Source organism: Oceanicella actignis (genome assembly GCF_008124525.1).
Classification (GTDB): domain Bacteria; phylum Pseudomonadota; class Alphaproteobacteria; order Rhodobacterales; family Rhodobacteraceae; genus Oceanicella; species Oceanicella actignis.
Genome location: NZ_VNHJ01000006.1, coordinates 1 through 22089, shown reverse-complemented (window position 1 = coordinate 22089; position 22089 = coordinate 1). Strand labels below are relative to the sequence as shown.

The window sequence follows — 22089 nt, the reverse complement described above, 5'->3', positions numbered from 1 at the left end:
TCCTGCTTGCGGCGCTCGACCGCGTGCGAAGCCTTGGTGTATCAGGATCCGCACGACATGTTGCGCGCGGATTTGGAGGATTGCATGGCGAAGGGCGGCCGGCTGGGCCTTGGGTATTTCACGATCAAGCGCGTGCGAAAGGTGCTGGTCCGCCTGCGGCTGTTGGCGCTGCGGCGCATTTGGGGGATGGACATCGACCCGACGGTCGAGCTGTCGATGTCGGCCAGCTTCGACCGCGTCTATCCGCGCGGCATCCATGTCGGGCCGTTCACCTATCTGGCGTTCGAGTCGAAGATCCTCACCCACGACATGACCCGCGGCCTGTATCTGGACACGCGCATCGGGGCCAACTGCTTCATCGGCGGGCGCAGCCTGATCCTGCCCGGGATCACCATAGGCGACGGCTGCATCGTCGCCGCGGGCGCGGTGGTCACGCGCGACGTGCCGCCGGGGTGCATCGTGGCCGGCAATCCGGCGCGCGTCGTTCGCGAGGGGATCGAGGTCGTCCGCTACGGCCGCCTCGCTCATGCCGACGAGAACGAACGCCGCATCCTGGCCGCCTGGGCCGAGGACGGGGCGAACCGGGCATGAGCGGGCAAGGCGCCGGCGCGGCGCCCGTTCTGGGCGTCGCCATCGTCACCTACAATGCCGAAAAGGTGATCCTCGACTGCCTCGAAAGCCTGCTGGCCGCCCCGGACCAGCCCATGCGGATCGTGCTGTGCGACAACGCCTCGACCGACGGCACGGTGGATGCGATTCGGGACTGGGCGGCGGGCCGGCGGGCATGGCGGCCCTCGGATCTGCCGGGCCTGCCGCCGGCGCCCGCGCCCAAGCCCGTGCGCCTGGTCGAGTTCGACGCCCCGCCCGCCGCCGGCGCATTGCCCCTGGCCGGCCAGGGCGCGGACGAGCCGGGCATCGCCCTCATCCACTCGGGACTGAACCGGGGCTTTGCGGGCGGCGTCAACCTGGCGCTCGAGGCGCTGCGCGCGGCGCCCGACGTCGCGCTGTTCTGGGTGCTCAACCCCGACGCCATCGCGCCGCCCGGCGCGCCCGGGGCGCTGATGCGCGCGGCGCGCGAGGGCGGGCCGGGCATCGGGCTTTGGGGCGGGCGCATCCTCTATGCCGATGCGCGCGGCTCGATCAACGCCGACGGGGGCGGTTGGCTCAATCGTTGGACCGGGGTGACGGGGGGCGTCAACTTCATGCGCCCGCATGCCGACGCGCCGCCGCCCGATCCGGCCGGGTTCGACTTCGTGTCCGGCGCCAGCATGGCCGTCACGCGCGCCTTCCTCGAGACCGTCGGTCCGATGCGCGAGGACTATTTCCTGTATTACGAGGAGGTGGACTGGGCCCTGCGGCGCGGCGATCTGGCCATCGGCTACGCGCCCGGCGCCACGATCTACCACCATGTCGGCGCGTCGATCGGCTCGCCGACCCATCGGCGCGGAGGTTCGCCCTTCTCGCTCTACTTCCTGTTCCGCAACCGCCGGCGGCTGGTGAGGCGCTTCAACCCGGCGGCCCTGCCGGTCGCCTGGGCCTATTCGATGGCCAAGGTCGCGCAGCTGGCGCTGCGCGGCGATCTGGCGGCGGCTTCGGCGGCCTTTCGCGGGTTCAACGGCCTGCCCCCGCCCCGCGCGGTGCGCGAGCGCATCGCTCCCGAGGCGCGGCCGCTGGCCTTTGGCGGCGAATGAAGGCCCGCGCCGCCGCCCTGACGCTGGCCGCGCTTGCGGCGCTGGGCGCCGGGGCGTGGCTTGACGGCTACGGCGCGCGGGCGCTGCTGCGCGCCGAGCGCATGTTGCAGGTCCCGCCGGCGCCGCTTGACGTTCCGCCGGATCGGCCGGCGCGGATCGTGCTGCTGGGCACGAGCCTGACCGCGGGCGGCGAGCTGTGGCTGCGCCGGGTGCGCGCGCGGCTCGAGGCATGCCGCCCGGGCGGCGTCGCCCTGACGCGGGTCGCCAGGCCGGGCGCGGCCGGCGCCTGGGGGCAGGCCCGCCTGGCGGAAATCCTTGCCGATCCGCCGGACCTGATCGCCATGGAGTTCACCATCAACGACTCGGCCCTGCATCGCGGCGAGCCGCTCGCGCGCGCCGCCGTGCGTCACGAGGCGATGCTGGCGCAGGCGGCGCGGGCGGGCGTGCCGGTTCTGCTCATGACCATGAGCCCGGCCTGGGGGCTGCGCGCATGGCCGCGCCCGGGGCAGGTCGCCTATCGCGACGCCTACAGGGCGCTGGCCGCGCAGGGGCGCGCGGCGCTGCTCGACACCATCGCGCTGTGGCGCGCTTTGCCCGAGCCGCGCCGCCGGGACATGGTTCCGGACGGCTTGCACCCGACCGATGAGGCCATGGCCGAGATCTTCGCGCCCGCTCTGGCCGACGCGTTGGAAGGGGCGCTGTGCGCCGGCTGATCCCGTGCGCCATGGGCCGTCGCATCCGGGGTCTTCCCGGTCTATGTTCGGCGCGTCGGGCGTTCCAAAGCGCATCGCGGCGGCGGCCGGCCCGGGCCGGCGCCGTCCCGGACGGCCTTGCGGCGGCGTCGCTCGCCGGGCAATGGGGGCAAGACCCGCCCCGGCGCCCCTTTGCAGAGCCGAGGCGGCGCCGTGGCGCGCGGGCCGGCCGCGTTGTTGGGGAGAGATGGCGGCGATGAAGTGCACCTTCCTGCTCTTGCCTCTCCCCGCGCATCAGGCGCGCGCGGGGTGGTGTCCGACCCCGAGCGCAGCGGCCCGGCCGGGTGGGCGCGCCCTCGCGCGGCTTCGGGCCGCGAAGCGGCGGGCGACGGCGGCCAGCGAGAGGATTCGCGCCGGGATGGCCGTCGGGCTCGAGGCGCGCCGCGTGGAGATCCGTTGGCGCGTTCGCGAATCCGCCGATGAATTTCGCGCGGGGGCGGCCGCGCCTCGGCGCCGCCCGCCCGGGGCGCGCGCGTCCGCCGCAGGACGCGCGCCCACCCCCCCGCGCCCGGCGAAAGGGCGCGCGGGCGCCGCGTCGCGCCCTTCGGGTTTCGGCCGATGAGCCCGGAAGCCGTCCAGGCGCTGGCGCGCGGCTTGTTCCCGGCGGGGGTGGCGGTGGCCGCGGCCGATCCGCGCGCGCCCGCGTCGGGCCTGTTTGGAGAAGAGGCGGCCGCCGTGGCCCGCGCCGTCGAGCCGCGTCGGCGCGAGTTCGCCGCCGGGCGGCGCGCGGCGCGGGCGGCGCTGGCGTCGCTCGGGATCGCGCCGGCCGCGATCCCGATGGGGGCGGACCGCGCGCCGGTCTGGCCGGCTGGGGCGGTCGGCTCGATCTCGCACACCGCGCCGCGGCCGGGCGCGACGGGACCCGCGGCCTGCGCGGCGGCGGCGGCGCGGGCGGACGCCTTCGGCGCGCTTGGCCTCGACGTCGAGGGGGCCGCACCGCTGGCGCCGGCGCTGCGCGCGCAGATCCTGGTTCCCGCCGAGGCGGAGGCGCTCGAAGCCCGCCCCGAGGCCGAGCGCGGCCGGCTGGCCAAGCTGATCTTCTGCGCCAAGGAATGCGCCTACAAGGCGCAATACCCGTTGACCGGGGCGCTGTTCGGCTTCGAGGGGATGCGGATCGACTGGAGCTTCGCCCCGGACGGGCGCGCGGGGCGCTTCGCGGCGGTCTTCCTGCGCCCGGCCGGGGCCTTTGCGCCCGGCGACCGGCTCGAGGGCCGCTTCGCCTTCGCCGGCGGGCTGGTCGCGGCGGGGGTCGCGCTGCGCCAGGCGCCGGTCAGCCGCCGCTGAAAGCGGTCCGCGCCCGCCCCGTCATTGCGCGGCCGCGCGCCTCGGCGGCAGGCCGGCGCGGATCAGCTCGCTGCGGTGGCGGAACACCGAGACGTCGTCGAACGGCGCCCCGTCGCGCGCGGCGCGCGCGAACAGGTCGGCCAGCGCGGCGCGGTCGGCGGCCAGCTGCGCCAGGATCTCGGTCAGGGCGGCGGCGTCGTTCAGCGGCGCCAGGCGCCCGCCCCCATGGCCCGCGATCAGGTCGCGGGCGAAGGCGCCGTCATAGCCGACGATGGGCGTGCCAGAGATCAGCGCCTCGATCAGGCAGCGCGGCGATTCGGGGGTCTTGTGGCAGAACAGGAAGACATGGGCCGCGCGCAGGGCGTCCAGCACCGCGTCCCGGTCGGCGGCGAAGCCGGGCGTCGAGACCCGCTCGTCCAGCCCGGCGGCGGCGATCTCGCGGCGCATGGCCGCGCGCTCGGTCCCGTCGCCAAGCCAGGTTGCGCGGAAATCGACGCCGCGCGCGGCCAGCCCCGCCAGCGCGGCGACCCAGTCGAGCGGCCCTTTCATCGGGTCGGCGCGGCCGACATAGACGATGCGCAGCGGCCCCTCGGCGGCGGCGGCGGCCTTGGCGGCCAGCGCCTCGGGGGCGATATGGTCGGCGGCGGCGATGTGGATGTCGTGCACGACTTCGGGGCGGCGGCAGAAGGGGGCGTAGGTCTCGTAGGTCTCGCGGCCGTGGAACAGGCCCAGATCGGCGCGCCGGATCAGCGCCCGCTCGAGCGCCGCCATCGGCCGGTGGGTGAGCCGGGCGCGCAGGCGCGCACGCCACGGGCCCGCGCCGGCCGAGCGGCGCACGACCTCGGATTCGACCCGGTCGGTCCACACCGCGTAGGGCCGGCCCATGCGCCGCGCCTCTACGCAGGCGACCGAGCCCCAGTCGCCGAACAGCCCGCCGATCGAGAAGGACAGGTAGTCGGCCTCGTCGATCAGCGCGCGGATGCGCCGGCGCGCGGCAGGCAGGGCGCGCAGGAAGCGGTCGGGCCGCCAGGCGACGGGCATCGGCTCGATGCGGATGCGCTCCAGCGAGGGGCCGACCTCGGTCAGCGGCACCCAGTCGGGCGGCGGCGGCCCCTCGGCCAGCGGCATCATCGAGATCACGCGGGCGAAATTCTCGGCCCACAGGCGCAGGCCGTTGCAGGCCTGCCCCTCGAGCGTCAGCGCGCCGTCGGGCCGTCCGCCGGCGCGGTGAAGCGGAACGGGCGCGTAGATCAGAAGCGTATCGCCCGCCTTGGCGCGGGCGCCCTGGAAATCATCGCTCATCGCGCCCCCCAACAGCGCGCCGCCGCAAAAATCGCGGCTCGGGCGCGAAGGATCATAGCACGGCGCGCGGTCCGGCGCAGGAAAATGCCGCGCCGGGCGCGCGCGATTCGGGTTAGGATGCGGCATGAGCAGGGGCGCTTGGTTCATTTTGGCGCGGCGGCCGCTCCGCCGCGCATGGGCGCTGGCGGCGCTGGCGCTGTCGGCCTGCGGGCTAACCGCGCGCTGCGCGCCGCAGGGGCTGGATGACGCGTCCATGCGCGCGCTCTACGCGCAGCCCGCTTCCGCGCCCGACCGGCCGCTACGCGTGTTTCACCTCGGTCACAGCCTGGTCGGGCGCGACATGCCCGAAATGCTGCGCCAGCTGGCCGACGCGGCCATGGGTCCGGGGCACGACCACGCCAGCCAGCTGGGATGGGGAACCAGCCTGCGCGAGCATTGGGAGCCGGACCTGCCCATCAACGGCTTCGAGACCGAGAACGCCCATCCCCGCTTCCGCCCCGCGGCCGAGGCTTTGGCGGGCGGGGGCTACGACGCCGTCGTTCTGACCGAGATGGTCGAGATCCGCGACGCCATCCGCTGGCATGACAGCTGGGACTATCTGCGGCGCTGGGCGGCCCTGGCGTGGCAGGGCAACCCCGACGCGCGCGTGTGCCTCTACGAGACCTGGCCCGCCCGCGACAGGGACGAGGCGGCCTGGCTGGCCCGGCTGGACGCCGACCCGGACGAGTTCTGGCGCGGGCGGATTCTGCGCCCGGCTCTTGCCGCCTTGCGCGATCAGGGCATCGAGCGGCCCATCTGCGTGATCCCGGCGGGCTCGGCGCTGGCGATTCTCGATCGGCTCTTGCGCGACGAGGGGCCGGCCGACGGCCTGCGCCGCGCGGGCGATCTGTTTTCCGACGACATCCATCTGAATGACCAGGGAAATTACATGATGGCGCTGATCCATTTCGCGGTGCTTTACGGGCGCGACCCGCGCGGCCTGCCGCGCGCGCTGCGCAAGGCCGACGGCGCGCCCGCGCATGCGCCCGGCCCGGCGGCGGCCGCCCTGATGCAGCGGGCCGCGTGGCTGGCGGTCCTCGGCGATCCGCTCACGGGCCTGCGCCCCGAGGCGGCGCGATGAGCGCGCGCCCCCTTGCCGCGCGCCTCGTCGGCGCGGTCTTGGCGCTGGCGCTGGCGCTGGGCGCCGCCGCGCAGGCCGCCGAGCCGGCGCGGCTGAGCGTGATGTTCGTCGGCCACAGCCTGGTGGCCAGGACGCTCCCCGACATGCTGGCCGACGCGCTGCGCGCCTTCGGGCTGCGCGCGCGCGTCGATGCGCAGATCACCAACGGCGCCCCGCTTTCCTGGAACTGGGAGCGCGCCGCCGAGGCCGAGGGCGCGAACGCCCGCGCCCTGCTGCCCGCCGGCGGCCACGAAGTGCTGGTCCTGACCGAGGCCCAGCCCCTGCGCGCCCATCTGCGCTGGTCGGACACGGCGCGCAACATCGCCCGCTTCGCCGCGCTGGCGCGTCAGGGGCGGGCGCATGCGCGCGTCTATCTCTACGAGACCTGGCCCTGCCTGGGATCGGGCGCGCCCGAAGGCTGCGCCTACGACGATCACGACGACCAGCCCTGGCGCGCGCGGGTGGCGGCCGAGCTGCCGCTCTGGCGCAAGGCGGCCGCGGATGCCGGCCGTCTGGGGGCCGGGCAGGTGCTGCTGATCCCGGCCGGGCAGGCCATGGCCCGCGTCGAGGATGCCGCCCGCCGCGGCGCCGCCGCCGGGCTGGACGGCGCGCGGGCCCTGTTCGCCGACGACATTCACCCCAACGCGCTTGGCTTTTACCTTGTGGCGATGACCCACTTCGCCGCCATCGTCGGACGCGATCCGTCGGGCCTGCCCGCGACGCTGCGCGACCGCTACGGCAAGCCCTTTCCCGCGCCGCCCCCCAGGATCGCCGCCTTTCTGCAGCGCACGGCATGGGAGGCGGTCTGCGCCGAGCCGCTTTCGGGCGTGCGCTGCTGAGCGCCCTTCGCCATTCCCGCGCCAACCCGATTTCATGGAGAAGCCGCTTTGAAGGACGACGCCCACGCCGCCGACAAGGCCGACGCCCCGCCGCGCCCGGATGCCGCCGCCGATCCCGCCGCCGATCCCGCCGCCGCGCGCGGGCTTCGGGTGGCTTACCTCGTCAACCAGTATCCCAAGGTCAGCCACACCTTCATCCGCCGCGAGATCCAGGCGCTCGAGCGCCTCGGCGTGCGGGTCGACCGCTATGCCCTGCGCGGGTGGGACAACCCGACGCCCGACCCCTCGGACGCCGAGGAATGCGCGCGCACGCGCCACCTGCTGCGCCGCGGCCCGGCGCCGCTGGCGGCCGCGGCGCTGCGCGTGGCGCTGCGCCGGCCGCGCCGCTTCGCGCGGGCCTTGGGCGCGGCGCTGGCCATGGGGCGGCGCGGGATGCGGCCCTTGCCCTATCACCTGGCCTATCTTGCGCATGCCTGCCGGCTGCTCGAGCTGCTGCGCGACGCGCCCGTGGCCCATCTGCACGCGCATTTCGGCACCAACGCGGCCGAGGTCGCGCTGCTTCTGCGGCTTCTGGGCGGGCCCCGCTACAGCTTCACCGTCCACGGCTCGGACGAGTTCGACCACGCCGACGGGCTGGCGCTCGACCGCAAGATCGCCGGCGCGGCATTCGTCGCCGCCATCAGCGCCTACACCCGCGCGCAGCTCATGCGCCGCGCCGCGCCCGAGCATTGGCCGCGCATCCAGGTGGTGCGCTGCGGCCTAGAGGACGCCTTCTTCGCCGACGATCCCGCTCCCTTTCCCGAGCGGCCGCAGCTGTTGTGCATCGGCCGTTTCTGCGTCGAGAAGGGGCAGCCGATCCTGCTCGACGCCTTCGCCGCCGTCGCGCGGGCGCATCCCGATGCGCGGCTGATCCTGGCGGGCGACGGCGAGATGCGCCCGCTGATCGAGCGGCGCATCGCCGAGCTGGGCCTGAACGCGCGCGCGACCATCACGGGCTGGATCTCGAGCGATCAGGTGCGCGACCTGATCCGCGCCTCCACCGCGGTGGTGCAGCCGAGCCTGATGGAGGGGCTGCCCGTCGTTCTGATGGAGGCGATGGCGCAGCGGCGGCCGGTGATCTCGACCTGGATCGCGGGCATTCCCGAGTTGGTCGTCGATGGCGAGAACGGCTGGCTTGTTCCCGCCGGCGATGCCGAGGCCGCCGCCCGCGCCATCGACGCCTGTCTGTCCGCCCCGCCCGAGCGGCTGGCGCGCATGGCCGAGGCCGGCTTCGCCCGGGTGCGCGCCCGACACGCGATCGACGCCGAGGCCGCCCGCCTGGCCGAGCTGTTCGCGCAATCGACATGAGCGACGGCCTCGGCCCCAGGCGCGGCGGGGCGGCGCGCGCGCTGGTCCGGCGGGCGGGAATCGCGGCGCTGGCGCGCGGTCCCCTGCCGGCGCTGGCGCGCCGCCGCGCGGCGCGCCGGGGCGCGGCGGCGGTGCTGTGCTGGCATGCCATCGGCCCCGACGGCGCCGGGCCCGAAGCCTGGACGGTCAGCCGCCTGGGCGACCTGCGCGCCCAGTTCGCCGAGCTGGCCCGCCGCTGGCAGGTGGTCCCGCTGGACGAGGCGCTGGCGCTGCTCGACGCGCCGCCCCGTCGCCGTCCCGGTCCGCCTCCGCGCCCGCTTGCGGCGCTGACCTTCGACGACGGAGACGCCAGCCTGCATGCCTTTCTGCCGGCGCTGCTGGACGATCTGGGGCTGTGCGCGACGATCTTCGTGGCCACCGCGCAGATCGAGACGGGGCGCCCCTTCTGGTTCGACCGGGTGATGAACGCGCTGCTTGCGCCGGCGCCTTTCACGCTGGATCTGCGGGCGCAGGGGCTGGGCCTGCGCCGCTTCGATGCGCCGCCCGGCGCGGGCCGCTGGCCGGCGATCTCGGCCTTGCTCGAGGCGCTCAAGGCCCTGCCGCCGGATCGGCGCGAGGAAGCCGCCGCATCCGTCGTCGCGCTTGCGCCGCCCGCGCCCCCCGGTCCGCGGCTCGGTCCGATGAGCCTTGCGCAGCTGCGCGAACTGGCGGCGCATCCGCGCATCGCCATCGGCGCCCACAGCCACGGGCACGAGCTGATGGACCGCATCGCCCCCGAGGCCGCGCGCGCGTCGATCGCGCGCTCGCGCGCGTTGCTGGCGCAATGGACCGGGCGCGCGCCGGCGCATTTCGCCTGGCCGAACGGCAACTGGTCCGACGAGGTCGCGCGCATCGCGGCGCAGGAGGGCTTCGCCTCGGCCGCCGCGCTGGGGCCGGCGGAGGGCCGCTTCCTGCTCGAGCGCGGCGCGCGGCGGCACGCCTATCCGCGCATCGCCGTCGGCCGGTATGACTCGCTCGACCGCTTTCGCCTGCGCCTGGCCGGATTGTAGGCGCGCGGCCGCCGCCATTGAGTTCCGGCGCCATCGGCGGTAAGATGATGCGTCAAGGCCGCCCGCCCGGATTGTCGGGGCCGGCCCCATTTCGTGCCTTCTGGCCGCCGTTTTCAGGCCGCGTCCCCTCGCAACGCTTGTTTCGATCGCTTGCCCCTGCGCGGGCGCGCGCAGTCGTTTCAAGCCAGGGAAAGCAAGATGATGCTTCGATTTCATAAGCTGATTTTCGCCGCCGCCGTCGGGCTTGCGGCGCTGCCCGGCGGGGCGCGCGCCGCGACGGTGGACCTGGACTTCCGCCTGCCTGCCGGCTCGTCCGAGCTGGGGCGGGCGGACAGCGTCTCGTTCGCTCAGGGCTCTCTGGCGCTGACCGTCACCGCAGGGGTGCAGGCCTTCGGCCGGATCTGGCCATGGGCCCAGGTGACGCGCGCGAGGTCCGGGCTCGGGGTGCGAAATGGGTTCATGGACGGCGGCCAGATCGACGGGCGCATCGGCCGCGATCTGTTGATCTTCTCGTTCGATCGGGCGGTGCGCATCGAGGGCGTGGGCTTCGCGCGCGTCGATTCGGACGACGACGCGGCGCTGTTCGTCGAGGGCGGGACCGGCGCGCTCGAGCGCGCGGCGGTGTTCGATCTGCCCTCGGGCGGCTGGCTGAGCACGCTTGCGCTCGATCCCGCCTGGTTCGGCGACCTGTTCGGCATCGGCGCCGCGGGCTGGAACGACGATTTCCGCATCTCGGGCCTGCGGGTCAGCTTCGAGGACGGCATCTCGGCCACGCCCGGCCCCGGTCCCTTCGGCCTGATCCTGGCGGCGCTCGGCGCGCTGGCGCTGGCGCTGCGCGGACGCGGCGCGCGCGCCTGAGCGGGGCGCCGTGAGCGCGCTTGCGCAGGCCGGCCCCGCGCGCGCCGGGGCCGTCGCCCGGCCCGGCTGGGGCGCGGCGCTGCCCGCCGCCGCGCTGGCGGCGTCGGCGGCCGCCCTGTTCGCGCCGGGGTTGGGCGCGCTGGCGCGGGCCTGGTCGCAGGTCGAATACGGGCATGGCCCGGTCATCCTGATCCTTTCGGGGCTGATCTTCCTGAAGATCCTGCGGCGCACGCCCGCCGCGCCGGCCGAGGGCGGGCGCTGGCAGGGGCTGGCGCTGATCGCGCTGGCGGCGCTGATCGCGCTGGGCGGGCGCCTGGCCGGGCTGCCCGAGGTCGTGGCCTACGCGCTGCCGCCCTGGGTCGGCGGGGTTCTGCTGACCGGCTTTGGCTGGCGAGCGGGGCGGCGCTTCTGGCCCGTGGCGGCGCATCTGGTTCTGATGCTGCCCTTGCCGGGGCTGCTCTACTGGCAGGTCTCTTCGGGGCTCCAGCTTCTGTCCTCGAACATCGGGGTGGCGCTGATCCGCGCCGCCGGCGCGCCGGCGCTGCTTGACGGAAACGTCATCGACCTTGGGGTGCACAAGCTGTTCGTGGCCGAAGCGTGCTCGGGGCTGCGCTATCTGTTTCCGATCATGAGCTTCGCCTTCGTCCTGGCGGTGCTTTATCGCGGCCCGTCGGCGCACAAGGCGCTGCTGATGCTGGCCGCCGCGCCCCTTGCGGTGGCGGCCAACGCGCTGCGCGTCGCGCTGGCCGGCGTGCTGACCAGCCGCCATGGCGCGGCGGCGGCGCAGGGGGTCGATCACCTGCTCGAGGGCTGGGCGCTGTTCGCGCTGACCGTGGCCGCTCTGTTTGCGCTGACGGCGCTGCTGGCGCGGCTTGGGGGCGCGCGCTCGCTGCGGGCGGCGATGGATGTGGATCTGACGGGCGCCGGGGCGCGGCTGCGCCAGGTCGCGGCGGCGCGCGCAAGCGGGCCGATGCTGGCGGCGCTGGCCTTGACGGCAGGCGCCGCCGCCGGCTGGGCGCTGGCGCCCGAGCGCCCGAGCCGCAGCCCCGACCTGGCGCCGCTGGCCGCCTTTCCCGAGCGCCTGGGCGCTTGGCGTCTGGCCTTCGCCCGCCCGGCCGGCCAGGATCTGCGCGCCGCGCTGGGCGCCGACGAGATGCTGTGGCGCGTCTACGCCCCGGGCGCCGGCCCCGCCGACCAGGCGGTGGACCTGTTGATCGTGCGGCACGAGGATCAGAGCCGCGGCGGGCTGCACTCGCCGCGCATCTGCATGCCGGGCGGCGGGTGGGAGGTCGAGACCATGGCGCCGCGCGATCTTGGCCCCGCCCTGGGCGGGGCGGCGGGGCTGACCGTCACGCGGGCGGTGGTGCGCCGCGGGCTTGACCGGCGGCTGGTCTATTTCTGGTTCGAGCAGCCGGGCCGGCGCACGCCCTCGGATCTGGCGGCCAAGCTGGGAATCCTGCGCGACGGGCTGATGCTGGGGCGCACGGACGGAGCGCTTGTGCGTCTTGTGACCGATGCGGGGCGCGGCGCGGACGCGCTGGCGCGCGCCGATGCCCGCATGGCGCGCTTTCTGGGCGCGATGGGGCCGGCCCTGGCGCCCTTCTCGCCGGCGGGCGCGCCATGAGCGCGCCGGCCGCCGATGTGGGCGTGGTCGCCATCGGCCGCAACGAGGGCGAACGCCTGCGCGCCTGCCTGCGCGCGGCCCGGCGCGACGCGGCGCATGTGGTCTATGTGGACAGCGGCTCGACCGACGGCAGCGTGGCGGCCGCGCGCGCCCTGGGCGCCGAGACGGTGGCGCTGGACATGAGCATTCCCTTCACCGCCGCGCGCGCGCGCAATGCGGGGCTGGCGCATTTGCGCCGGATCGCGCCGCGGCTGCCGCTGGTGCAGTTCGTGGACGGCGATTGCGAGCTGCGCGAGGGTTGGATCGCCGCCGCCCGCGCCTTTCTTGCCCGGCGGCCCGAGGTGGCCGCCGTGTGCGGGCGCCGGCGCGAGCGCCGGCCCGACGCCTCGATCTACAACGCCGCCTGCGATGCCGAGTGGGACACCCCCGTGGGCGAGGCGCTGGCCTGCGGCGGCGACGCCCTCATGCGCATCGAGGCGATCGAACAGGTCGGCGGGTGGCGCGACTCGCTCATCGCCGGCGAAGAGCCCGAGCTGTGCGTGCGTTTGCGCGCCGCCGGCTGGCGGATCTGGCGGCTCGACGCCGAGATGACGTGGCACGACGCCGACATGCGCCGCTTCGGCCAGTGGTGGCGGCGCTCGGTGCGGGCGGGCCACGCCTTTGCCGAGGGCGCGGCGCTGCACGGCGCGCCGCCCGAGCGCCACTGGGTGGCCGAGACCCGCCGGGCGCTGCTGTGGGGCGCGGCGCTGCCCGCCGCGGCGCTGGCGGGCGCGGCGCTGGTTCATCCGGCGGCGCTGGGGTTGCTGGCCGCCTGGCCGGCGCAGACGGCGCGCCTGGCGCTGCGCGCGCGCGGCGCGCCGCGCGCATGGCCGCTGGCGGCGTTGACGGTGCTGGGCAAGGCGGCCGAGGCGCAGGGCGCGCTGCGCTTCATGGCCGGGCGGGCCCTGCGGCGCCCGTCGCGCCTGATCGAGTATCGGCGTCCGGCGCGGGGGGCGGGTTCACCCGACGCCTGACAAGGCGCCCAGCGCCTCGCGCGCGTGCCAGAGCGCGCCCGCGCCCAGCGCCATGCCGCCCAGCGCGAAGACGGCGTCGTGCAGCGGGTCCCAGGCGCCATGCTTGCGCGCCAGCAGGGCGATCAGCGGATGCGAAGCGGCGAAGGCCAGTCCCTGCCCGATCAGCGCGCCCAGCAGCCCGCCATGCGTGGCGCCGAGCAGGATGAACGCCGTCTGAAAGGTCGCGCGCGCGGCGAACAGCCAGAAGTAGCTGCGCGAATCGCCCGCCGCCAGCGCCGACTGGTCATAGGTCATGCCCAGCGCCTGCACCATTTGCGCCAGCGCCGCCGCCGTCACGATGGCGCCGGCGGCGTGGTAGCGCGCGTCATACAGAACATCGACCAGCGCCGGTCCCGCGAAGGCCATGAGCGCGATCAGCGCCATGGCCGCCCCGCTCAGCGCGAAGCGCAGCCGGCGCAGCCGCGCGAAGTTGCGCGGATCGGCCGCGGGCGGACTGTCGCGATAGACGGGGATCATGATGCGGCTGACCACCGCGCCGGCCAGCATCATCGGCGCCGAGGCCAGGAAATAGCCGATGTTGTAGATGCCCAGCATGTCCAGCGTCAGGAAACGGCCAAGGATAGCCCGATCGCCCTGCGCGACGACGAAGCCGAGCGCCGAGCTGAGAAAGATCCACTTGCCGAAGCCGATCAGCTCGCGCGCGGCCGCGCCCTCCCAGCGCAGGCGGTTGCGCGGGCCCGGCAGCATCAGATGCGAGAGCGCCAGCTTGGCCGCCGCCGCGACCAGCGCGCCCAGCACCAGCGCCCAGACCGAGCGCGTCGCCAGCGCCAGCGCGATCATCGCGGCGGCGCCTGCAAGCTGCGCGCCCAGATCCGCGGCCATCACCCGCCCCAGCGTCAGCCGCCGTTGCGCAAGCTCGATCCGCGTCGGGTTGAACCCCGCGATCAGCAGCGTCAGCCCCGCCGCCGGCAGCAGCTGCGCCAGCATCGGCGCGTCGTAAAAGCGCGCCGCCGGCCCCGCCGCCGCCCACGAGGCCAGCCACAACAGCGCCCCGCGCATGATCTGCATGGTCCACGCGGTGTCCAGGAAGGCGGGATCCTCGCCGCGGCGGCTTTGCATGATCGAGGGGCCGATGCCCACATCCGAGAACATGGCCAGCCCGGTCAGGAACACCGAAACCAGCGCCATCAGGCCGAACGCCTCGGGAAACAGCAGCCGCGCCAGCACCAGGTTCGACGCCAGGCGCAGCGCCTGACCGCCGCCGAAGCCCAGCGCCGTCCACCCCGCCCCGCGCGCCGCGCGCGCCAGCAGCCCGCCGCCCCCAAGGCGACGCAGCAGGCCGGCCAGACCGGCGGGGGCGGGCGGCGCGGTCATTCCGCCGCGCTCGGCGTCACGTCCAGCCAGCCGCACAGCTCGGCGTAGAACAGCGGGTCGCGCTCGGGCGGCTGGGCCATGGCGCGCCGCGCCTCAATGGTGCGCAGATTGGCGCGCACCGATCTGCGCAGCGCCAGACCCCATGGCGAAACCTTGGTCACGGGGGTCCACAGCGGCAGGCGGGCGCGCCACTTGCGGCGGACGTGATGGTAGGCGGCGGCGAAGTCGGGGCCCAGATTGGGGTGGAAGCCGTCATTGTGGATGGCGGGCAGCGCGGCGGCGTAGCAGCGCAGCCCGCGGGCGGCGGCCTCCTGCACGATGTCCGTGCCATACATGTGAAAGCCGGGCAGGCTCTCGTCAAAGCGCAGACCGCAGCCGCGGCGCATGACCATCAGCATCTCGTCATAGCTTTGCACCGGCTCGGGTTCGGGCGGCGGTCGGCCGACGATGGCGCCGATCGAGCTGGACCAGACCGGGCCGCGCCCCATCACGTCCATGGCGACGCCGTAGCAGCCCAGCATGGCCCAGTCCGGGTCGCGCGCGGCCGTCTGCGCCGCGCGCAGCCGCAGCAGCGCGTCCCAGCCCTGGGGCAGGAACACGTCCTGATGGGCGAAGATGACCAGATCGACCTCCGCCATGGCGGGCGCGTCCATGCCGCGATTGTAGGCGACGGCGGCGCTTGGCGCGCCCTCGACGATCTCGACGGGGACGTCGCCGGCCGCCAGCATGGGCGAGCGCATCAGGTTGCGCTCGAGCGTCGCGCGGTCGTTGCAGGCCGTCACCACCCCGAGGCGGGGGGCCTTGGCGGCCGCGGCGTCGAGGGGCTCGCGGGCGGGGCGTTCGTTCATGTCGGTCTCCTTGCGCGTTCGGCCTCGAGACGCCCGGCCAGGGCCCCGGCGATCATCCAGGTCAGCGGCGTGAGCGATGCGTTCGGGATCAGATCGATCAGGTTCGCCGCCAGGATCAGCCCCAGCGCCGCCGTGGCGGGCGCGACCGGCGCGCGCCTGCGCGCGGCCAGGATCAGCGGCAGCGTCAGCAGGCCGAACTCGGCCAGATAGCCCAGCCAGCCGAAGGCGCCGATGACGATGATCCAGCGCCCGTCGGCGATGGTCAGATCCCGCCCCGTCGCCGGGTCGTATTCGTGGCTGCGGCCATATCCGCCCCAACCCAGGAACGGGCGCAGATTGGCCCGGGCAAGCAGGACGTCCTCGTTGCCAAGGCGAAAGCCGAGCGATTGCGCGCGCTCTTCGTCCACCGCGGCGGCCAGCTCGAGCGCGGTTTGGGTCGGCGCCAGATCCGCCCCCCGCAGCATCGGATAGAGCAGCACCGCCCCGCCCGCCAGCGCGGCGGCCAGCACCTGCCAGCGCAAGGGCGCAAAGCGCACCAGCGGCGCGAAGGCCAGCGCGTAGAAGGTGGCCGACAGGGTCTTGCAAAGGACGAGGACGCCCAGAAGCCAGGCCGTGGCCGCCGCCCGCGCCGCGCGGCGGCCCTGCGGCGCCAGGCGCCACAGCGCCGCCGCGGCGATGACCGCCATCGCCATGAACATGGCCAGCCACAGCCCATGCGGCAGGAACACCACCGGGCGAAAGCCGCCATAGCGCATCTGCTGGTCGAAGGCGTGCGGGAAGAAACCGTAGATCCAGCTGTGCAGCTGCGGGCTCATGCGGATCTCGAACAGCGCGGGCAGCGTGTAGGCCAGGCCCGCCGCCGCCAGCGCCGTCAGCAGGTCGCGATGCGCGTCCTCGTCGGCCAGCATGCGCCGCGCCAGCAGATAGGGCATGAGCAGCACCGCGTTCGTCAGCGCCGACGAGGCCGCATCGTAAAGGTTCAGCCCCGGCATGAACCGCACCCCCGTGATGACGGGGTCGGGATTGGACAGCGCTGTGGCGAATGGCCCGGCAAGATAGATCGCCGCTAGCGCGCCCATGGGCCCGCGCAGCACGCCCAGGCCGCCGCGCGCGCGCAGATGCGGCCAGCACAGCGCCAGCGCCGCGGCGGCGGGGATGAAGGTCTTGTCCAGCGCGGGCAGAAGCGGCAGGTCCACGCCCGTGCGCTCGGGCAGCAGAAGATAGCCGGCGAGCAAGGTCCAGATCAGCGCCCGCCGCGGCGCCATGCGCCGGAACATCGCCAGCGCCACGACGGGCCATGCGAACAGCGCCACATATGCCAGGGCGTTGGGCATGGCTCAGCCCCCGCGCCGTTCGCGGGGGGTGGGCGGCGCGCCAAGGGGGCTTCGCGCGCTCACGCCCCGCCGTAGCCATAGTCGTAGCGCTTGCGCGGCAGCGACTCGCATTTGTTCAGCGCAACGCCCAGAAGGTTGCCCGCCGCCTCGATCCGCGCGGCGCAGTCCTCGACGTCCTGAACGCGCGATTCGTTCTCGGCCGCGATCAGCAGCGCGCAATCGGCCCGGCCCAGAAAGCCCGCCGCATCGTCGGCGGCCAGCATGGGCGGCAGGTCGTAGATGACCAGATCGGGGTCGAGCGTGCGCGCCATGCGCTCGAGCGACGCGCGCGTGCGCTCGTCCTGCAGCAGCTCGGCCGAGTCGCGCACCGGCCCGTGCGCCAGCGCGAAGGCAAGCCCCTCGGCAAGGCGCAGCATGGCCGCTTCGGGGGCGACGTCGCCCTGCAGCATCCGCTCGACCGGCGCCGGAGCGCGCACGCCCAGGATCTGCGCCATGCTGGGGCGGCGCAGGTCCAGCTCGACCACCGCTACGCGCGCGCCCGACTGGCGGGCCATGCTGAAGGCCAGGTTCAGGCAGGTCAGCGTCTTGCCGCAGGCCGGGGTGGGCGAGGTCACCGCCACCGAGCGCCAGCCGCGCTGGCGCATCGTCTGCAGCAGGCTTGTGCGCAGCATGTCGAAGGGCACATGCGCGGGGTCGGCCTTGGCATGGGTGACGACGCGGGCCGCGCGCAGCCGCGCGGCGTCGGGCGCGCGCAGGGGCAGGGCGCGCCAGGCGGCTTCCGCCTCGGCCGTGCGCGCGCGGCGCACGGGTTCGGGCGCGGCCGAGTCGATCTGCTTGAACAGGTTCATGACGCCCCCTTGCGCGCGCGTTCGCCTTGCATTGCGCATCTCATGGTCCCCCTTCGCGCACCCCCGCGCAAGCGCGTCATCCCAAACGCCTGCGCACCAGCTCGATCCAGCCCTCGAGCCCCGAGCGTTCGAGCGCCTTGCGCGCCAGAAGCTCGAGCGGCATCACATGCGCGTCGATCGCCCACAGCGCCGCCGCGCCGCCGCCGAAGACCGCCGCCGCGGCCAGGAGCCGCACGGCCCAGACGCGCCGGCGCTCGTTGGTCGTGGTCACATAGGGCAGCACGGCGACGGGCCGGCGGCCGATGCGCTCGAGGTCGTCGGAGCGGCGCACCACGCCGCTGAGCAGTTCGAGCAGCACGATCAGCCCCAGCCCCGCCGCCAGCCCCGCCGCCACCGAGGCGACGGCCATCTTCAGCCGGTTCGGCCGGATGGGCCACTCGGGCACGACGGGGGGCTCGATCACCTCCATGCGCTCGCCCTGCTGCTGGAACTCCAGCTGCTCGCCGGCCTGGGCCTCGGCCAGCTTGGCGCGCGCGTCGCGGTAGCGGCTTTCGGTCTCTTCATACTGGCGGCGCAGGGCGTTGAGCGCGATCTCGACGTTCGGCGTGGCCAGGATGGTGCGTTCGAGCGCGGCGCGCTGGGCCTCGAGCTCGGTCAGCCGGTTCCCGATATGCGCGATCTGGGCGTCGATGAAGGCCAGGCGGCGGCGGGCCTCGACCGCGGCGGGCGGAGGCGGCGCCGCGTCGGTTCCGGCCGGGGCCTGGGCGCGGGCCGCGCGCTCGGCGGCGACGGCGGCCTCGAAGGCCTGCACGCGCGAGCGCAGGCTGCGGATCTCGGGGTGTTGCGAGGACAGCACCGCGCTGCGCTCCATCAGCGCGCGGCGCGCCGCCTCGAGCCCGCGCTCGAGCGCCGATTGGGCGGGGCTCTCGACGCTGTCGAGAATGAAGGTCAGCGACGAGCGTTCCTGCTCCAGCTCGAGGCGGCGCAGCTCGAGCCCCGCGGCGCGCTCCTGCAAGAGGTCGAGCTGGTCGCGGCGGTAGTCGAGGCTGTCGGGCAGACTGTCTTCGTGCTCGCGCATGAAGGCGATGATGGCGGCCTCCTGGCGGGCCAGCTCGTCGGCCAGGCGCTGGGCCTCCTGCGCGAAGAAGGCCGAGGTCGTCTCGGCCCGGTCGCGGCGCAGGCGGGTGTTCTGCGCCAGGATGCGCGTGACCAGGTCGTTGACGACCGCGGCGGCGGTTTCGGCCTCGGCCGCGGTGAAGGCGACGGTGAAGGCGGTGGCGCCGGCCGCGCCCGGATTCCAGCCCGGATTGTTCCCGAGCGGCGCCTGCTCGAGCACGATGGCGCGGCGCATGGCCTCGACCTTGCGGGTCGGCGAGATGTCGGCCCCTTCGGGGAACAGACGGTGGCGCTCGGCCAGTTCCAGCATGGTCTCGCGCGTCAGCAGACGCTGTCGGATGAGCGCGATGCGCTCGCCGGCGGGCGAGCTGACGGTCGAACGCACCAGATCGGGAGATATCCGCTGCGTCTCGACCAGGATCAGCGCGCGCGATTCGTAGACCGGCGGCAGGACATAGGCGACCCCCACGCCCACCAGCGCGACCGCGACCCAGACCGCGAACAGCGTCCAGAAGCGGCGCCGCGCAACGGCCAGCCAATAGGTCAGGTCGCCGATCAGGCCGGGGCCCGGGGCCGGGGCGGCGTCGATCTGGGTCATGACGGCCTCGATCCGTGCGGCGCGCGGCCGGCCCGGCGCGGCTGCGGTTCCCGGCGGCCGGCGCGGAGTCGGGCCGTGCTGCGGGCGTCGGCTGGTGGCGGGGCGAGCATGCGTCGCCGGCGGGAATTCATGTCTGGCCTTCCAATCAGGGCGCGCAAGGCGGCCCGGAGCGCAGGTGAAACGGCGGCTGACGCAAGCGCCGGGCACGCGGCGCCGGATCGCGGAACTGGGCGGAGAAACGCCGCCATGGCGCCGAAGCGAATCTGATAGAATCAAAAAACACGTCGAAAACGGAAATATTGGTGCAAGGATCGTTCATGAAGGCCCCGCCTGTCAATGCGCGCAACCAAGAAAAGCGCGCGATCCCCTTGCAATGGGACATTTTTGTGACTGCCGCGAATGCCCATGGAGGAAGGTGCGCGCTGTCTGCTAGATGCTCCGGCGCTGGACAGTATCCAGTGGCCAAGAATGGTAAAAATTGGCAAAAGCAGGCGACGGAGCGCGTAAAGAAGGCAAGAAATCTGAATAGTCGCTTGGGAAAATTCCCAAACCGCAACGCAGTTATTGACCGATGACTGGTTCGCGGCTATGCAGGTTGCTGTTTCGCGTGTTCATCGCTCTAGCGTACATGAAGGGTGTGCTGATGCCTTCTACAGAGCTTCTCGCCCAGACCGCGTCCGCGGTCGGCAACTCCAATCCCGCCATCGCCATCAACCTCTCGCCGCTCAACGACTGGTCGGTCGAGATGCCGTTCCTGGACCTGATGAAGAATGCTCGCCCGTTCTGGGCGAACCAGTCGGGCCAGTGGTCGAGCATGTCGCACGAGCAGCTCGAATCGTCCGGCTATCTGGACGAGAACGGCTGGCCCACCGCGATCCCGGCGGGGATGGAGGGGATCAACGCCTTCTGGGACTGGAGCCAGCCCGAGGCGGCCGCGACCCGCGCGGGAACCTATGTCATCACCTACAAGGGCGAGGGGCAGATCACCGTGCCCTTCGGCGGCACGGTCGTCAGCTCCGAGCCCGGGCGGATCGTGTTCGAGAACCCCAATGGCGGCCCGTTCATGCTGCGAATCGTCAGCACCGATCCAAACGGGACCGGCGAATATCTCCGCGACATCTCGGTGGTGAAAGCCGAGTATGAAGAGCTGCACGAGGCCGGCGCCATCTTCAACCCCGAGTTCCTCGAGGTCGTGTCGGACTTCCGCCAGTTCCGCTTCATGGACTGGATGGAGACCAACAACTCGGTCGTCGCCGACTGGTCCGAGCGGACCACGTTCGAAGACGCCCACTGGACCGGCGAGCAGGGCCCGCCCGTCGAGGTGATGGTGCGCCTTGCGAACGAGGCCGGCGTCGATCCGTGGTTCAACATCCCCCATCAGGCCAGCGACGAGTATGTGCGCCAGTTCGCCACCTATGTGCGCGACAATCTGGACCCGGCGCTGAAGGCCACCATCGAGTATTCGAACGAGACCTGGAACGCCGCCTTCCAGCAGTATCACTGGCTCGATTCGCGCAGCCAGGCCGAGTGGGGCCGGAGCGCGCCCTTCGACTACTACGTCAAGCGCGCCACCGAGGTGGCGAAGATCTTCGACGAGGTCTTCGGGCAGCAGGCCGACGATCGTCTGGTGCAGACGCTGGGCGCGCATAACGGCAACACCTGGCTGACGGGCTATCTGCTCGACGCGCCGATCTGGCGGCAGGCCGATCCGTCCGGCTACGTCGCGCCCGCCCAGACCTTCGACGCGGTGGCCGTGACGACCTATTTCGGCGGCGCGACCAGCACCGACGCGGCCCTGAGGCAGGATCTGCTGAACGCCATCAACGATCCGAACGTCAACGCCTTCGACTATCTGGCGCAGAAGCTGCTGGACCCGGATTATCCGCTGTCGATTCCCTTCTTCGAGGGTCTGCTGCGCGAGCACAAGGCCATCGCCGAGGCGGCCGGCCTGCGTCTGACCGCCTATGAGGGCGGGCAGCACGTGCACCATCTCTTCGCCACCGACGGCGCCGGCGAACAGCTGACCGACTTCATGATCGAGTTCGTGCGCAGCCCGCAGATGGCGCAGCTCTACGAAGCGTCGATCGAGTCGTGGAAGACGATCGGCGACGGCGCCTACATGCAGTTCGGCGACGTGCAGACGCCGAACAAGTGGGGTTCGTGGGGCTTCCTCTCGAGCCTCGATGATTCGACGCCGCGCGGCGACGTGATCTACGCCGCCAACGCCGAAACGCCCTGGTGGGAGGATCGCGGCGGCGTCCACTTCCAGAACGGCGTGATCCGCGAGGGCGGCGCGGGCGACGATGCGCTGACCGGCACCGTGCAGGAGGACTACCTGATCGGCGGCGCGGGGAACGACGTGCTCGTCGGCGGCGCCGGCGATGACGGGCTCAACGGCGGCGAGGGGATCGACACGGCGGTCTTCTCGGGCACCGCGTCCGATTACGTCGTGCATCTCGAGGAGGGGGGCGTGCGGCTCGTCGGCCCCGACGGGTCCGACTTCTTGCGCGACGTGGAGTTCGTGGAGTTCGAGAATGGAGGCGTTGTTTCCATGGCCGACCTGACCGACGGCGCCGTGCCGGCGCCGACCGATCCCGCCCCGGCGCCGGTTGATCCCACCCCCGTCGACCCCACGCCGACGGATCCGACGCCGACCGACCCCACGCCGAGCGATCCGACCCCCGCGCCCGGCGGCCAGTCCCTGTCCGACGACGTTCTGATGATCGGTCACAGCCTGATCGGCACGACGCTGCCGCTGATGCTGCGCGACCTGGTCGACGACGCGCCCTCGGGCGGGCGGATCGACGCGCAGATCATCAACGGCGCGCCGCTGAGCTGGCAGTGGGACCACTCGTCCGAGGCGCAGGGCGTGGACGGGCGCGCGGCGCTCGCCACCGGCGCCTACGAGGCCGTCGTGCTGACCGAGGCGGTGCCGCTGCAGAACCACCTGACCTGGTCCGACACCTACGGCTACGCCAAGCGCTTCTACGACCTCGCCGTCGGCGCCAATCCCGAGGCGCGGGTCTACATGTACGAGACCTGGCACGACATCC

Annotated in this window: 19 protein-coding genes; 13 read left to right on the top strand and 6 right to left on the bottom strand. The window is 73.6% G+C overall.

The genetic code is table 11. The features are described from left to right. The first annotated feature begins 84 nt into the window (after positions 1-84). From LY05_RS15545 to LY05_RS09540, 4 genes are all read left to right on the top strand, one after another. Positions 85-591 (top strand): acyltransferase, encoded by a 507-nt coding sequence (locus LY05_RS15545; RefSeq protein WP_148923007.1) that lies wholly within the window; start codon positions 85-87, stop codon positions 589-591. Next, positions 588-1691, top strand: coding sequence for a glycosyltransferase (locus LY05_RS09550; protein ID WP_148923006.1), 1104 nt, complete (start codon positions 588-590; stop codon positions 1689-1691). The genes LY05_RS15545 and LY05_RS09550 overlap by 4 nt, the downstream gene beginning before the upstream one ends. Next, positions 1688-2404 carry an SGNH/GDSL hydrolase family protein gene (locus tag LY05_RS09545; protein ID WP_148923005.1) on the top strand — a complete coding sequence of 239 codons (717 nt, stop codon included), beginning with the start codon at positions 1688-1690 and terminating at the stop codon, positions 2402-2404. Before LY05_RS09550 ends, LY05_RS09545 begins: the two co-directional genes overlap by 4 nt. Before the next feature lie 597 nt (positions 2405-3001). After that, on the top strand, positions 3002-3727 hold the full coding sequence (locus LY05_RS09540) for a 4'-phosphopantetheinyl transferase family protein (RefSeq protein ID WP_148923004.1): 726 nt from the start codon (positions 3002-3004) through the stop codon (positions 3725-3727). Between the two features lie 21 nt (positions 3728-3748). Here the strand turns inward: LY05_RS09540 and LY05_RS09535 are convergent, their stop codons facing one another. Next, a complete protein-coding gene (locus LY05_RS09535; RefSeq protein ID WP_148923003.1) occupies positions 3749-5029 on the bottom strand; it encodes a glycosyltransferase in 1281 nt (426 codons plus the stop codon). A 124-nt stretch (positions 5030-5153) separates the two neighbouring features. Here LY05_RS09535 and LY05_RS09530 point away from each other — a divergent pair, with 124 nt between their 5' ends. From LY05_RS09530 to LY05_RS09500, 7 genes are all read left to right on the top strand, one after another. After that, complete coding sequence (locus LY05_RS09530) at positions 5154-6149, top strand: hypothetical protein (RefSeq protein ID WP_072747120.1); 996 nt, start codon at positions 5154-5156, stop codon at positions 6147-6149. Beyond that, positions 6146-7027, top strand: a complete 882-nt coding sequence (locus LY05_RS09525) for an SGNH/GDSL hydrolase family protein (RefSeq protein WP_148923002.1) — start codon at positions 6146-6148, stop codon at positions 7025-7027. The genes LY05_RS09530 and LY05_RS09525 overlap by 4 nt, the downstream gene beginning before the upstream one ends. A gap of 48 nt (positions 7028-7075) precedes the next feature. Then, complete coding sequence (locus LY05_RS09520; RefSeq protein WP_148923001.1) at positions 7076-8374, top strand: glycosyltransferase family 4 protein; 1299 nt, start codon at positions 7076-7078, stop codon at positions 8372-8374. Beyond that, positions 8371-9423 (top strand): polysaccharide deacetylase family protein, encoded by a 1053-nt coding sequence (locus LY05_RS09515; protein ID WP_148923000.1) that lies wholly within the window; start codon positions 8371-8373, stop codon positions 9421-9423. The genes LY05_RS09520 and LY05_RS09515 overlap by 4 nt, the downstream gene beginning before the upstream one ends. Before the next feature lie 201 nt (positions 9424-9624). Further along, positions 9625-10281: a hypothetical protein gene (locus LY05_RS09510; RefSeq protein ID WP_148922999.1), complete on the top strand. Its 657-nt coding sequence runs from the start codon at positions 9625-9627 to the stop codon at positions 10279-10281. A 10-nt stretch (positions 10282-10291) separates the two neighbouring features. Further along, complete coding sequence (gene xrtD / locus LY05_RS09505) at positions 10292-11905, top strand: VPLPA-CTERM-specific exosortase XrtD (RefSeq protein ID WP_148922998.1); 1614 nt, start codon at positions 10292-10294, stop codon at positions 11903-11905. After that, positions 11902-12918: a glycosyltransferase family 2 protein gene (locus LY05_RS09500; RefSeq protein WP_148922997.1), complete on the top strand. Its 1017-nt coding sequence runs from the start codon at positions 11902-11904 to the stop codon at positions 12916-12918. The genes xrtD and LY05_RS09500 overlap by 4 nt, the downstream gene beginning before the upstream one ends. Here the strand turns inward: LY05_RS09500 and LY05_RS09495 are convergent. From LY05_RS09495 to LY05_RS09475, 5 genes are all read right to left on the bottom strand, one after another. Continuing rightward, complete coding sequence (locus LY05_RS09495) at positions 12904-14292, bottom strand: oligosaccharide flippase family protein (protein WP_148922996.1); 1389 nt, start codon at positions 14290-14292, stop codon at positions 12904-12906. The two genes, LY05_RS09500 and LY05_RS09495, sit on opposite strands and share 15 nt — an antisense overlap. After that, on the bottom strand, positions 14289-15140 hold the full coding sequence (locus tag LY05_RS09490; protein WP_148922995.1) for a glycosyltransferase family 2 protein: 852 nt from the start codon (positions 15138-15140) through the stop codon (positions 14289-14291). Before LY05_RS09490 ends, LY05_RS09495 begins: the two co-directional genes overlap by 4 nt. Continuing rightward, positions 15137-16474, bottom strand: coding sequence for a hypothetical protein (locus LY05_RS09485; RefSeq protein ID WP_148922994.1), 1338 nt, complete (start codon positions 16472-16474; stop codon positions 15137-15139). The genes LY05_RS09490 and LY05_RS09485 overlap by 4 nt, the downstream gene beginning before the upstream one ends. Positions 16475-16533: 59 nt before the next feature. Then, entirely contained in the window at positions 16534-17322 is a 789-nt protein-coding gene (locus LY05_RS09480) for a CpsD/CapB family tyrosine-protein kinase (protein WP_170258943.1), read from the bottom strand. A gap of 76 nt (positions 17323-17398) precedes the next feature. Then, positions 17399-19036, bottom strand: a complete 1638-nt coding sequence (locus LY05_RS09475) for a GumC family protein (RefSeq protein WP_072747130.1) — start codon at positions 19034-19036, stop codon at positions 17399-17401. Between the two features lie 317 nt (positions 19037-19353). Here LY05_RS09475 and LY05_RS09470 point away from each other — a divergent pair, with 317 nt between their 5' ends. Together LY05_RS09470 and LY05_RS15540 are read left to right on the top strand one after the other, a co-directional pair. Next, the gene (locus LY05_RS09470) at positions 19354-19611 is read left to right on the top strand and encodes a hypothetical protein (RefSeq protein ID WP_148922992.1); all 258 of its coding nucleotides are present in this window, start codon (positions 19354-19356) and stop codon (positions 19609-19611) included. A gap of 68 nt (positions 19612-19679) precedes the next feature. Continuing rightward, positions 19680-22089: calcium-binding protein (locus tag LY05_RS15540; protein WP_170258941.1), on the top strand; the 2410-nt coding region annotated here is incomplete at its 3' end.

What these genes read in the sequence shown, in the direction of transcription:
- LY05_RS09540 (WP_148923004.1), top strand. Translation starts at nt 3,002, where the DNA reads ATGAGCCCGGAAGCCGTCCAGGCGCTGGCGCGCGGCTTGTTCCCGGCG.
- LY05_RS09470 (WP_148922992.1), top strand. Translation starts at nt 19,354, where the DNA reads ATGAAGGCCCCGCCTGTCAATGCGCGCAACCAAGAAAAGCGCGCGATC.
- LY05_RS09510 (WP_148922999.1), top strand. Translation starts at nt 9,625, where the DNA reads ATGCTTCGATTTCATAAGCTGATTTTCGCCGCCGCCGTCGGGCTTGCG.
- LY05_RS09495 (WP_148922996.1), bottom strand. Translation starts at nt 14,292, where the DNA reads ATGACCGCGCCGCCCGCCCCCGCCGGTCTGGCCGGCCTGCTGCGTCGC.
- LY05_RS09545 (WP_148923005.1), top strand. Translation starts at nt 1,688, where the DNA reads ATGAAGGCCCGCGCCGCCGCCCTGACGCTGGCCGCGCTTGCGGCGCTG.
- LY05_RS09485 (WP_148922994.1), bottom strand. Translation starts at nt 16,474, where the DNA reads ATGCCCAACGCCCTGGCATATGTGGCGCTGTTCGCATGGCCCGTCGTG.
- LY05_RS09525 (WP_148923002.1), top strand. Translation starts at nt 6,146, where the DNA reads ATGAGCGCGCGCCCCCTTGCCGCGCGCCTCGTCGGCGCGGTCTTGGCG.
- LY05_RS09480 (WP_170258943.1), bottom strand. Translation starts at nt 17,322, where the DNA reads ATGAACCTGTTCAAGCAGATCGACTCGGCCGCGCCCGAACCCGTGCGC.
- LY05_RS09550 (WP_148923006.1), top strand. Translation starts at nt 588, where the DNA reads ATGAGCGGGCAAGGCGCCGGCGCGGCGCCCGTTCTGGGCGTCGCCATC.
- LY05_RS09535 (WP_148923003.1), bottom strand. Translation starts at nt 5,029, where the DNA reads ATGAGCGATGATTTCCAGGGCGCCCGCGCCAAGGCGGGCGATACGCTT.
- LY05_RS09475 (WP_072747130.1), bottom strand. Translation starts at nt 19,036, where the DNA reads ATGACCCAGATCGACGCCGCCCCGGCCCCGGGCCCCGGCCTGATCGGC.
- LY05_RS09500 (WP_148922997.1), top strand. Translation starts at nt 11,902, where the DNA reads ATGAGCGCGCCGGCCGCCGATGTGGGCGTGGTCGCCATCGGCCGCAAC.
- LY05_RS09515 (WP_148923000.1), top strand. Translation starts at nt 8,371, where the DNA reads ATGAGCGACGGCCTCGGCCCCAGGCGCGGCGGGGCGGCGCGCGCGCTG.
- LY05_RS09490 (WP_148922995.1), bottom strand. Translation starts at nt 15,140, where the DNA reads ATGAACGAACGCCCCGCCCGCGAGCCCCTCGACGCCGCGGCCGCCAAG.
- LY05_RS09530 (WP_072747120.1), top strand. Translation starts at nt 5,154, where the DNA reads ATGAGCAGGGGCGCTTGGTTCATTTTGGCGCGGCGGCCGCTCCGCCGC.
- LY05_RS15545 (WP_148923007.1), top strand. Translation starts at nt 85, where the DNA reads ATGGCGAAGGGCGGCCGGCTGGGCCTTGGGTATTTCACGATCAAGCGC.